Consider the following 12,336-nt stretch of genomic DNA (forward strand, 5'->3'; position numbering starts at 1 on the left):
ATTGCATTAAATGGAACAACAATAAAACCAGAGGAAGTAATCATGAAGGGCATGAAACATCTCATTTTAGCGGTGATGATGGGGTCAAGCTTGGTTGTTACGGCAACTGCAACAGAACTCCCAGAAGCCAAAATTGCAGCTGACGAAACGGTTGTGACTGAGCACAGCACGACCATTAATGGTCAGCGTTTTAAATACAAAGCAACCACCGGCACGCAGCCAGTTTTCAACGAAGACGGTGAAGCCACGGCTGCACTCCATTTTACCTACTATGAGCGCCAAGGCGTTAAAAATCGCGAAGAACGTCCATTATTGATTTCATTTAATGGCGGCCCAGGTTCAGCATCCGTGTGGATGCACGTGGCTTACACCGGCCCAAAATCGCTTCGCGTTGATGACGAAGGCTTCCCACTTATGCCATACGGCGTTAAAGAGAACCCGCATTCGGTATTAGATGTGGCTGATATTGTGTTTGTGAACCCAGTAAATACAGGTTATTCACGTCCTCTACCTAAGAAAGATGGCTCGCAATATTCGCGTGATGAACTGCAAAAAATGTTCTTCGGTGTAAACGCCGATGTGAAATATTTAGCTGACTGGATCAACACTTTTGTGACGCGTCATGAACGCTGGCGCTCGCCGAAGTACCTGATTGGTGAAAGCTACGGTACCACCCGTGTATCTGGCTTAGCGCTTGAGCTACAAAACCGTCAGTGGATGTATCTAAATGGCGTGATTTTAGTATCGCCAACCGATATCGGTATTGAGCGTAACGGCCCTGTGAAAGCAGCTAACCGCTTACCGTACTTTGCGGCAGCGGCGTGGTATCACAATGCCCTAGGCTCTGATCTGCAAAGCAAAGACTTACTCGAATTGCTGCCAGAAGTTGAGAAATATACGCTTGACGTTTACTTGCCAGCGTTAGCTAAAGGCGCCATGTTGCCTGCTGCTGAAAAAGAGCAAATTGCTGAGCAAGTGGCGAAGTATTCAGGTTTAGATAAGCAAACGGTTATGCGTTCTAACCTAGACATCAGCACCTCGTTTTTCTGGAAAGAATTACTGCGTGATCGTGGCCAGACGATTGGTCGTCTCGATTCGCGCTATCTCGGTATTGACCGTGATGACGTGGGGTCTCGCCCAGATTACAACTCAGAACTGACTTCTTGGTTGCACTCGTTTACTCCGGCAATTAACTACTACTTGCGCGAAGAACTTGGCTACAAAACTGATGTGAAATACAACATGTTTGGCCCAGTGCATCCGTGGGATCGCAGCAACGACAATACCGGTGAAAACCTGCGTCAAGCGATGGCACAAAACCCATACTTGAATGTCTTGATTCAATCGGGTTACTACGACGGTGCGACCAACTATTTCGATGCGAAATACAATATGTGGCACATCGATCCGAGCGGCCGCATGGCAGACCGTATTGGATTCAAAGGTTATCGTAGCGGTCACATGATGTATTTGCGCGCTGAAGATTTGAAATTATCGAACAACGACTTGCGCGAATTCATAAAAGCGACTATTCCTGCTAAGGATGAAGCAGCGAAATATTAATAATTAAGGAGATAACTCATGGATTTAATCCGCATTTTAATCGCAATTTTGTTACCGCCACTGGGTGTATTTTTACAGGTCGGTATTGGTAAGCACTTTTGGATTAATATTATTTTGACATTGCTTGGTTACATACCAGGTATCGTTCACGCGGTTTGGGTTATCGCCAAAAAATAACTATAAGGTTTACCCATGAAGAAATTATCAACGCTGGCCCTTGGGGTCAGCGTAGCTTTATCTTTTTCTGCGCCTACGCTTGCCCAAACGGAAAATGGTTGGGACGTAAATAATCCTCAAGGTGAATTCAAAGACATTCAGATCAAAACCTCTGAAGGTACTTGGATGAACGTGGATATGAGCCCCGATGGCAAATTCATTGTCTTCGATATGCTCGGCGATATTTATCGTATTCCTGCCAGCGGCGGCGATGCTGAATTATTGATTGGTGGTATTGCATGGCATATGCAGCCGGTTTACTCACCGGATGGCAAATACATTGCCTTTACCTCGGATGCCGACGGTGGCGACAATATTTGGATCATGGATGCGGATGGTAGCAATCCGCGCCAAGTCACAGACGAAACCTTCCGTTTGTTGAACAGCCCAGCATGGAGCCCAGACAGCGAGTTTATCGTTGCGCGTAAACACTTTACGGCGCGCCGTTCACTCGGTGCTGGTGAAGTGTGGATGTATCACCGCTCGGGTGGCTCAGGTGTGATGTTGACTGAGCGTCCAAATGATCAAAAAGACTTAGGCGAGCCGGCGTTTTCACCAGATGGCCGTTATATCTATTTCTCGCAAGACGATACCCCAGGTAAAACCTTCCATTACAGCAAAGATTCGCTGGAAGGCATTTATAAAATCAAACGCTATGATCGCGAAACCGGCGACATTGATGTGATTTTAAGTGGTGCAGGTGGCGCAATTCGCCCGACACCTTCGCCGGATGGTAAGTATCTTGCCTATATTAAGCGCGAAGATTTCAACAGCGTACTGTATTTATATGACCTCGAGTCAGGCGAGAAAAAGCGGTTATACAGCCAGCTTGATCGCGACATGCAGGAAACATGGGCAATTCATGGCGTGTATCCGACCATGGATTGGAGCCCGGATAGCAAGAAAATGGTGTTTTGGGCTGACGGCAAAATCATGCAACTTGATGTTGCTAGCCGCAGTACCCGCGTGATTCCATTTAGCGTTGAAACCACGAAGAAAGTTCAGCATGCCTTGCACTTCGAAACCAACCTAGATGAAGACAAGTTCAAGGTGAAAATGCTGCGTATGGTGCAAGTAGCGCCAAATGCGAAGCAAGTGGTGTTCGAGGCGCTCGGCAAATTATACGTGCGTAGTTTACCGAACGGTGAGCCGAAGCGATTAACCAATCGTGAAGGCGCTTGGGAGCTTTACCCAAGCTATTCACGCGATGGCAGCAAGCTCGTTTATGCGACATGGGATGACCAAGAACTTGGCCAACTTATTGTTCGTGACGTGAAATCGGGCAAAGAAACGGTATTGGCAACCGGCGAAGGTAAATTCGTTGAGCCGGTGTTTAGCCCAGATGGCAACGCCGTGGTCTATCGTAAAATCCGTGGTGGTTATATCACTTCTGATACTTACGGCTTGAACCCTGGTGTTTATCACTTGTCGCTGAGCAAAAACGCGAAGCCACGTCTGATTAGTGAAAGCGGTAGCTCGCCACAGTTTGGTGCGCGTAGCGATCGGGTTTACCTAATGGCATTCAATGGCTCGCCGTCATTGATGAGCGTGGATTTAACTACGAAAGAATCGCGCACGCTCTATACCGCGGAGCACGCAACTGAATTCCGTGTATCACCGGATGGTAAGAACTTGGCTTTTGCTGAGCGTTTCAAAGTATTCGTGACGCCATTTGTTGAACGTGGTGCGCCAATTAAAATCAGCCCAACGGACAAACAGTTCCCAGTTGAACAATTGTCGGTTCGTGCTGGCGAAAATATTTCGTGGAGCGGCGACGGCCAGGCGCTGTATTGGTCTCTGGGCCCTGAGCTTTACCATGCCTCAGTAAACGGCTTGTTCGGCATTGATGGCGAATCTGAGTTCGAGAAAGTAGCGAATGGCTTGGATATCAGCTTTGATGCGGATGCCGGTATTCATGATGAAACCGTTGCGTTTGTAGGCGGTCAGGTTATCACCATGGAAGGCGATCAAGTGATTGAGCGCGGTGCTGTTGTCGTGAAAGGCAACAAAATCGTTGCGGTTGGTCGCGTCGATGATGTGACTGTGCCAAGCGGTGCAACCGTGATTGATACCACTGGCAAGACGGTCATGCCTGGCTTGTTCGATGGTCACGCACACGGCCCGCAAGGTGACAACGAGATTATTCCAGAGCAAAACTGGAAAACCTATGCCACGTTGGCGTTTGGTGTAACCTCAATTCACGATCCATCCAATGACACCACTGAAATCTTTGCTGCGAGTGAATTGCAAAAAGCAGGCTACATTGCTGCGCCACGCACATTCTCAACCGGTACTATTTTATATGGTGCGAACGGTCCGGGTTATACCGCGCATGTTGATAGTCTTGAAGATGCGAAGTTCCATCTTGAGCGTCTGCAGAAAGTTGGTGCATTTTCGGTGAAGAGCTATAACCAGCCGCGTCGTAATCAGCGTCAGCAAGTTATTCAAGCTGGTCGCGAGTTAGGCATGATGGTGGTACCGGAAGGTGGCTCATTGCTGCAACATAACTTGACGATGATTGCTGATGGTCACACCACAGTCGAACACTCAATTCCAGTTGCCAAAATCTACGATGATATTGAGCAATTCTGGAGCCAAACCGACGTGAACTATACCCCGACGTTGGGTGTTGCATACGGCGGTATTTGGGGTGAGAACTATTGGTACGCTGAAACGGACGTGTGGAAACATCCGAAGCTATCGAAGTTTGTACCAGAAGATGCATTGGTGGGCTCTGTGCGCCGTGAGAAAGCACCGCATAACCACTACAACCATTTCAACAATGCCGATGTAGCCAAACAGCTACAAGATCTCGGCGTTGATGTGGTGGCTGGCGCGCATGGTCAGCGTGAAGGTTTAGCTCAACACTGGGAAATTTGGATGATGGCGCAAGGTGGTATGACACCGCTGGAAGCATTAGCGACATCGACGATTAACCCAGCGAAAGAGTTCGGTATGGATAAATATATCGGCTCGTTGAAAGAGGGCAAACTGGCTGACATTATCGTGATTGATGGTAATCCGTTAGCGGATATTTTTGTCACTGATCGTGTCACGCACACCATGGTCAATGGCCGCTTGTTTGATGCGGAAACCATGAATCAGTTGGTGCCAAAAGCTGAGCCACGTAAGCCATTTTTCTGGGAATAGACCATAGTCGCATCACACAAGTGATGTATCTCAGAAAAATTATGTCTATAATCCCGCTATATTCTTATAGCGGGATTTATTTTTTTTATGAATAACATTAAAGATATCGACCTCAACTTATTGGTCTACCTCGACGTGTTATTGCGCGAGCGCAATGTGACCAAAGCGGCGGCGCAACTGAATATTACCCAGCCCGCAATGAGTAACGGCTTGAAGCGATTACGCACACTTCTGAACGATCCAATATTAGTGCGTACTAGTGAAGGTATGCTCCCCACTGAAACCGCCTTGCGCATGCAAGAACCGGTACGCCAAATACTCTATTCCGTAGAAGAAATGGTGCAACCGGCGCGTGAGTTTGATGCGGCGACCAGCGACCGTGTATTTCGAATTATGGCGTCAGATTATGCTGCATCGACGTTGATGCCGCGGTTACTTGAAAAGCTGAAACAACAAGCACCGCATGTGGCACTCGATATCATGACACCGAGTGATATCAGCTTTCACGATGTTGAAAACGGCAAGGTCGATCTGGCGATTAACCGCTTTGAGAAATTACCGCAGTCGTTTCATCAGAAAAACTTATGGGAAGACGACTTTAGTTGCTTAGTGCGCAAAGACCACCCATTGGTACAAGACTACACACTTGAGAATTACCTCAAGGGCGAGCACGTTTGGGTAAGTAAAACTGGCTTCGGTGTTGGTGTTGGTATGGATCCGCATGACGTGCAAAAGCTCGGGTGGGTTGATGAAGCTTTAGGTTCGCTGGGGCATAAGCGAGAAATCCGCATCTTTACGCGAAACTACCATGTGGCTATGCATTTAGCGCGCCAAGGGCTTATCGCGACTTTGCCGAGTCAGGCTGCTGCGTTATACAAAGACGATGACGAGTTGGTCATGTTAGAGCCACCGTTTGCAATTCCAGCGCTTGAGCTCACCATGATTTGGAGCCCGTTATTGCAACATGACGCCGGGCATCGTTGGTTTCGGCAATTGATAACCGATACCGCAGCGCACCATTAATCATGGGCGATGCGAAGCGCGCGGGCATGTTTGCCCGAAAGATATTGCAGGGCTTTCATAAGCACTATGCCCTGTTTCAAGAAGTAACTCGTCGAGCCAAAGAACGGTTCGGCGAGGGCGATTGGCACGCCGGCCAGTACGCGGCAACCGTGCGCATTAGCTTTTATGATCAGCGCGTACGTGAAACCACCGCGATTCTTAGTCAGCTGACGGGCGGCAAACTCAATGAAGAGCTTTGGTTAGAAACACGCAAAATCTACCAGCAGTTTCTGCAGTTTCACCCGCAGGCCGAATTGGCCGAAACCTTTTATAACTCGGTATTTTGTAATCTTTTTCATCGCCGCTACTTTAATAACGCCTACATTTTTGTCGAAACGACGCTAAGCGACAGTATTCCGCTTGCGCTTGAAACTGAATTCCGCTCATATTTCCCCGTCGTACAGGGCATGCGCCGCACGCTTGCACGCATCATGGGCGATATTGATTTTGGCGCCGAATATGATGATTTATCGGAAGATATTCGCTTATTGCGCAAGGCATTTCGCGAACAAACAGCCGCCGGCGAGCTTTCTGCCTATCAGCTACGCATTGATGTGCTGAAAGAACCCTTCTTCCGTAACAAGGCCGCGTATGTCGTCGGCCGTATTGTTAGCGCGAACCGTATTTTCCCGTTTATTGTTCCGGTGCTAAGAAATAGTGCTGGGCGGCTTTATTTGGATGCATTAATCACCGATACCGACCACATGGCGATCATTTTTGCTTTCGCGCGTTCGTATTTTATGGTGCATACCCGAGCACCTTCGGCGTTAGTACGCTTCTTAAAAGGGCTAATGCCAAAGAAAACAATCGCGGAACTGTACTCGGCCATTGGCCTACATAAGCAAAGTAAAACTGAATTCTATCGTGATTTTCTGCATCACTTAGCCGCCAGCGATGATCAATTGGTCGCCGCTGCAGGTATTAAAGGCATGGTGATGACGGTATTTACGCTACCGTCGTACCCGTATGTATTCAAAGTGATTAAAGACCAGTTTGGTGGCGGCAAGCAGATGAGTCGGCAAACGGTTATTGATCGCTATCGCATGGTTAAACGCCATGATCGTGCAGGGCGCATGGCGGATACTTATGAATTTGCCAACGTTGCGATTCCGCTTGAGCGTATCTCTCCAGATTTACTCGACGAACTCACTAGCACTGTGGCGGGTAGTTTAACTATTGAAGACGGTCAACTGGTGATTAGTCAGCTATTTGTTGAGCGCCGCATGATGCCATTGAATATCTTCTTGGAATACGGCACTGACGCTGAAATAGAATTGGTGATGAAGGACTACGGACAAGCCATTAAAGACATGATGGCCGCGAATATTTTCCCAGGTGACATGCTGCTGAAAAACTTTGGTTTAACGCGCCATAAGCGGGTGGTGTTTTACGATTATGACGAAGTTCAGTACCTCACCGAAATGAATTTCCGCAAATTACCGAAGCCAGAAACCTACGAGCAAATGATTGCGCCAGAACCTTGGTATACGGTGGCGCCGAATGATGTATTTCCGGAGCAGCTCGCGACCTACGCAGTTCCGCAACCGAAGTTACGAGATATCTTACTGAAATATCATCCGGAGCTGATTGATGCTGAGTTTTGGCGGCAGCAACAAGATAATCTTGCGCGTGGCGTGATTACGGATGTGTTTCCGTACCCTGATGCCGTGCGCTTTATGCGGTGTGTGCGCACGACTTCGGGGTAGGGCGACTGACGTTATTCGTTAATCGTTATTGGTTATTCGTTAGTGGTTGAAGACGGTAAACAACTGCTCATTCAGCCACATGTGGGCTAGGATGCTGACGATGTAACCGAGCGCAATCACCGGCGTCCATTTTAAGTGGCTGGCGAAGGTGTAATAGCCACGCGCTTGCCCCATGAGTGCCACACCTGCCGCTGAACCAATCGATAACAAACTACCGCCCGTACCGGCCGTTAAGGTAATCAATAACCACTGACCGTGCGACATTTCTGGTTGCATCGACAGTACCGCAAACATTACCGGAATGTTATCGATAATTGCTGACATGACCCCTAATGCGACGTTGGCAAAGGTTGGGCTCATGTCTAAATACAAGGTATTGGAAAGCAGTGATAAGTAGCCCATAAAGCCAAGGCCGCCAACGCAGATCACGATGCCGTAGAAGAATAACAAGGTGTCCCACTCGGCACGTTGTACACGGCTAAATACGTCGAATGGCACCACACTACCAAGGCGTTCAAGCCGCGCCATATCGCCGGCGCGTTCCGCCATAGCGCGTTTGCGCGCCAGTGAGCCTGGTAACGTCATCCGCAAGAAATAACCGAAGAATTGTAGATAACCGAGACCCATCATCATGCCAAGTACTGGCGGTAAGTGCAGCCACATGTGACAAGCAACCGCCGTTGCGATAGTGAGCAAGAAGAGGGTAGTAATTCGCAAAGCACCGCGCTTCAGTTCAACTTCTTCGTAGATTGCTGATGGCTTACGATTTTCTATAAAGAAGCTCATGATCACCGCTGGTACTAAGTAATTCAGCAACGATGGGATGAACAAGACAAAGAACTCTTGGAATTCAACCATACCCGCTTGCCAAACCATCAGCGTGGTAATGTCGCCAAATGGGCTAAAGGCACCGCCCGCGTTCGCGGCAATCACAATGCTGACACACGAGATACTGATGAACTTCTTATCGCCATCGGCAACTTTCATCACTACGGCGCACATCAGTAGGGCAGTTGTTAGGTTGTCCGCAACGGGAGAGATAAAGAATGCGAGAAACCCTGATAGCCAAAATAACTGTTTGTAGGTGAAGCCTTTCTTAATCATCCACGCGCGCAAGCCATCAAATAAACGACGCTCTTCCATGGCGTTGATGTAGGTCATCGCCACCAACAAGAACAGCATCAGTTCGGCAAATTCAAGTAAGTTATGACGAAATGCGTCTTCGGCGACACCTGGCAAGTCGTTTTGCATATAGACAAAACCGATCATGATCCAGATTAAGCCAGCGGCGACCAATACCGGCTTCGATTTGCGCATGTGTAATCGCTCTTCGCCCATCACCAGAATATAGGCAACGGTAAAGATAACGATGGCAGCAATACCAACGTTGGCGGTGGTGAGATCAAGTTGACCAGCGGCCGCCAATGCGGCAGGTGAGAACAGGCTAGCGCCTAACAATAACAGCAGTAGTTTCCACATGAGTGTTATTCCTTCAACATGTGAGGCTTCAGGGGTGAACAGCACAATTTATGAGATGAGTTGTCTGTTCAGGCGCGCGCATACTACCACAAAAAAGCCGCCAAACACCTGTGCTTGGCGGCTTATACTCAGTATTTTCCGAGGTAATTCTAAGTGGGTATTCGTAAACCTGAGCTTACGCCGGTTTTTTGAACTGTTCTTCTTCAGTTGAGCCCGTTAGGGCGGTCACTGAAGACTTCCCACCTTGAATCACATTGGTGACTTCATCGAAGTAGCCCGTACCAACCTCTTGTTGGTGAGCCACAAAGGTGTAGCCTTTCTCAGCTGCCGCAAATTCTTGCTGCTGCAGCTTCACATATGCGGACATATCGTTACGTGCGTAGTCATGCGCCAATTCAAACATGTGGTACCACATGTTGTGCACGCCAGCCAAGGTGATGAACTGGAACTTATAACCCATGGCTGCAAGTTCGCGCTGGAACTTAGCAATGGTTGCATCATCAAGATTGCGCTTCCAGTTAAAGCTTGGAGAGCAGTTGTACGCAAGCAACTTACCTGGATACTGTGCATGAATGGCCTCGGCAAACTTGCGCGCTTCATCTAAATCAGGTTTAGCGGTTTCACACCATAATAAATCAGCATAAGGCGCATAGGCCAAGCCACGTGAAATAGCCTGATCAATGCCGGCATTCACTCTGTAGAAACCTTCGGCGGTGCGCTCACCCGTGCAGAACGGTTGGTCATTCGGATCGACATCGGATGTGAGCAAATCGGCGGCATTGGCATCGGTGCGGGCAAGAATCAACGTCGGCACACCGGCAACATCAGCTGCAAGGCGCGCGGCAATCAATTTCTGCACCGCTTCTTGGGTTGGTACCAAGACCTTGCCGCCCATATGACCGCATTTTTTCACCGATGCCAATTGATCTTCAAAATGCACACCGGCTGCACCAGCACGAATCATCGCCTGCATCAGCTCGTAAGCGTTCAACACGCCGCCGAATCCAGCCTCTGCATCGGCAACAATTGGTGCGAAGTAATCGACATAGCCCTCTTGCTCAGGGCCGATACCCTTTGACCATTGAATTTGGTCTGCGCGCGCAAAGCTGTTATTGATGCGCTCAACCACCGTGGGTACTGAATCCACTGGGTACAGCGATTGATCCGGATACATGCTCAACGAGGTGTTATTGTCGGCAGCGACTTGCCAGCCCGACAGGTAAATGGCTTGCAAGCCGGCCTTAACCTGCTGTACCGCTTGGCCGCCGGTGAGCGCACCGAGCGCATTCACATAGTCTTTGCCGAACTTCTCTTGGGCGGCGCCGTTCACTAAACGCCACAGTTTTGCTGCACCGTTTTGGGCATAGGTACACTCGGGCTGAACACTCCCGCGTAGACGCACTACATCGAGTGCGGAATAAGTGCGTTCAACGCCAGTCCAGCGTGGGTTTTGTTGCCAATCTTGTTCCAGCTGTTTGGCAGCTTCTGCTTGGTGTAATGGAATGGTTGTCATGGTTGTTGTCCTGTTAAGTAGTGGAATTATTATTGAATGAGTTCGTAGCCGGGCAGAGTAAGAAACTCCACCAAGTCATCAGCGGTGGTGATGTCTTCTAACAATTGCTTGGCTGTTGCAAAGTTCTCGTTTTCCCAGCGTTGCTCGCCCACTTCGTTGCGAACAACTCTGGCTTCTTGTTGCAGGTAGGTGCGGAATAGGTCTTTGGTCACGACCTCACCGTTATCAAGGGTTTTACCGTGCTTAATCCATTGCCAAATCGATGTACGTGAAATTTCGGCGGTAGCTGCATCTTCCATGAGGCCGTAAATTGGCACACAGCCTTTGCCGGATATCCATGCGGCAATGTACTGCAATGCGACGCGAATATTGGTTCGCATACCGGCTTCGGTGCGCTCACCAGAGCTCGGTTCGAGCAGATCGGCGGCGGTTATCGGCGCATCGTTTTCACGCAATACATGTAATTGATTGTCGCCATCAAGCCCATCAACAAACACCTCGCGCACGGTATCGGCAAGCCCCGGATGCGCAATCCAAGTGCCATCGTGGCCATTGCTCCGCTCAAGTTCTTTGTCCGCTTTCACCTTCGCGAGTATGGTGGCGTTTTCAGCTGGATCTTTGCTCGGGATAAACGCCGCCATGCCGCCCATCGCAAGTGCGCCGCGCTTGTGGCAAGTTTTCACTAGTAACCGTGAATACGCATTTAAGAAAGGTTGGCTCATGGTCACGACCTGACGGTCTGGGAGTACTCTGTCAGCGTGGTTTTTCAGAGTCTTGATGTAGCTAAAAATATAATCCCAACGACCGCAGTTCAGCGCCACAATGTGGTCACGCATGGCGTATAAAATCTCGTCCATTTGGAATACGGCGGGTAAGGTTTCAATTAACACCGTGGCGCGAATGGTGCCGCGTGGCTGCTGAAAATAGTTTTCGGTAAAGGTAAAGACATCCGCCCACCATTGCGCTTCGCTGCTGTGCTCAAGTTTTGGCAGGTAGTAGTAAACACCAGTGCCGTTTGCAACACGTTGTTGATAGTTGAGATAGAAATAAACCGCAAAATCAAACAGGCAGCCGGGAATCACCGTGCCATCAACCAGAACGTGTTTTTCTGGTAGGTGCAGACCGCGAACGCGGGCAATCAACAGTGCTGGATTTTCATTAAGCTGGTAGCGTTTGTTCGAGGTCGGATCGGTATAAGTCATGTGACCCGTATTCGCGTCGAATAGATTGATTTGTCCTTGAATCACACCTTCCCAAGTTGGCGATTGCGAATCCTCGAAGTCAGCCATGTAACAATCAACATTGGCATTGAGCGCATTGATCACCATTTTGCGATCGACAGGGCCAGTGATTTCTAAACGTCGCTTCGTGAGATCTTTCGGCAGCGTCGCCACTTGCCAGTCGCTGTCACGAATGGCTTGTGTTTCTGGCGCAAAGTCAGGAAGGGCACCATGATCAATTTGCTGCTGCCGTTGCTGGCGATTTACTAGTAACTGTTCGAGTTTCGGGCGAAAATTTCGTACCAAGTCGACCAAAAATTGTTGGCAGTTTTGATTAATCAAACCGGCTGCGGGTTGCTCAAGTTTTGGGAGTTTTAGTCCGTTCATAATTCATCCAGTTGTTGTTCGTGTGTTAACGAACTCTAGG

The 12,336-nt window shown here is 49.0% G+C and carries 8 protein-coding genes; 5 read left to right on the forward strand and 3 right to left on the reverse strand.

Features of this window, described 5'->3' with window-relative positions; genetic code table 11:
• Positions 1–42 precede the first annotated feature (42 nt).
• The 5 genes from CWI76_RS10990 to aceK all read left to right on the forward strand — a co-directional run bounded on the left by CWI76_RS10990 (position 43) and on the right by aceK (position 7,697).
• The gene (locus CWI76_RS10990; protein WP_126760406.1) at positions 43–1,563 is read left to right on the forward strand and encodes a S10 family peptidase; all 1,521 of its coding nucleotides are present in this window, start codon (positions 43–45) and stop codon (positions 1,561–1,563) included.
• A gap of 18 nt (positions 1,564–1,581) precedes the next feature.
• Positions 1,582–1,740, forward strand: coding sequence for a YqaE/Pmp3 family membrane protein (locus tag CWI76_RS10995; RefSeq protein WP_126760407.1), 159 nt, complete (start codon positions 1,582–1,584; stop codon positions 1,738–1,740).
• A gap of 15 nt (positions 1,741–1,755) precedes the next feature.
• Positions 1,756–4,929: an amidohydrolase family protein gene (locus CWI76_RS11000; RefSeq protein WP_126760408.1), complete on the forward strand. Its 3,174-nt coding sequence runs from the start codon at positions 1,756–1,758 to the stop codon at positions 4,927–4,929.
• An 87-nt stretch (positions 4,930–5,016) separates the two neighbouring features.
• Positions 5,017–5,952 carry a LysR family transcriptional regulator gene (locus tag CWI76_RS11005; protein ID WP_126760409.1) on the forward strand — a complete coding sequence of 312 codons (936 nt, stop codon included), beginning with the start codon at positions 5,017–5,019 and terminating at the stop codon, positions 5,950–5,952.
• Positions 5,953–5,978: 26 nt separating this feature from the next.
• A complete protein-coding gene (aceK, locus tag CWI76_RS11010) occupies positions 5,979–7,697 on the forward strand; it encodes a bifunctional isocitrate dehydrogenase kinase/phosphatase (protein ID WP_241968028.1) in 1,719 nt (572 codons plus the stop codon).
• A gap of 39 nt (positions 7,698–7,736) precedes the next feature.
• Here the strand turns inward: aceK and nhaD are convergent, their stop codons facing one another.
• The 3 genes from nhaD to aceB form a co-directional block, all read right to left on the reverse strand.
• On the reverse strand, positions 7,737–9,176 hold the full coding sequence (nhaD, locus tag CWI76_RS11015) for a sodium:proton antiporter NhaD (RefSeq protein ID WP_126760410.1): 1,440 nt from the start codon (positions 9,174–9,176) through the stop codon (positions 7,737–7,739).
• A 175-nt stretch (positions 9,177–9,351) separates the two neighbouring features.
• On the reverse strand, positions 9,352–10,689 hold the full coding sequence (gene aceA, locus CWI76_RS11020; protein WP_126760411.1) for an isocitrate lyase: 1,338 nt from the start codon (positions 10,687–10,689) through the stop codon (positions 9,352–9,354).
• Positions 10,690–10,718: 29 nt separating this feature from the next.
• Positions 10,719–12,296: a malate synthase A gene (aceB, locus tag CWI76_RS11025; protein WP_126760412.1), complete on the reverse strand. Its 1,578-nt coding sequence runs from the start codon at positions 12,294–12,296 to the stop codon at positions 10,719–10,721.
• Positions 12,297–12,336: the final 40 nt, after the last annotated feature.

It is taken from the genome of Pseudidiomarina marina (assembly GCF_003987045.1).
In the GTDB taxonomy this organism is placed as follows: domain Bacteria; phylum Pseudomonadota; class Gammaproteobacteria; order Enterobacterales; family Alteromonadaceae; genus Pseudidiomarina; species Pseudidiomarina marina.

What these genes read in the sequence shown, in the direction of transcription:
- CWI76_RS11005 (WP_126760409.1), top strand. Translation starts at nt 5,017, where the DNA reads ATGAATAACATTAAAGATATCGACCTCAACTTATTGGTCTACCTCGAC.
- CWI76_RS10995 (WP_126760407.1), top strand. Translation starts at nt 1,582, where the DNA reads ATGGATTTAATCCGCATTTTAATCGCAATTTTGTTACCGCCACTGGGT.
- CWI76_RS10990 (WP_126760406.1), top strand. Translation starts at nt 43, where the DNA reads ATGAAGGGCATGAAACATCTCATTTTAGCGGTGATGATGGGGTCAAGC.
- CWI76_RS11000 (WP_126760408.1), top strand. Translation starts at nt 1,756, where the DNA reads ATGAAGAAATTATCAACGCTGGCCCTTGGGGTCAGCGTAGCTTTATCT.
- aceA (WP_126760411.1), bottom strand. Translation starts at nt 10,689, where the DNA reads ATGACAACCATTCCATTACACCAAGCAGAAGCTGCCAAACAGCTGGAA.
- nhaD (WP_126760410.1), bottom strand. Translation starts at nt 9,176, where the DNA reads ATGTGGAAACTACTGCTGTTATTGTTAGGCGCTAGCCTGTTCTCACCT.
- aceK (WP_241968028.1), top strand. Translation starts at nt 5,979, where the DNA reads ATGTTTGCCCGAAAGATATTGCAGGGCTTTCATAAGCACTATGCCCTG.
- aceB (WP_126760412.1), bottom strand. Translation starts at nt 12,296, where the DNA reads ATGAACGGACTAAAACTCCCAAAACTTGAGCAACCCGCAGCCGGTTTG.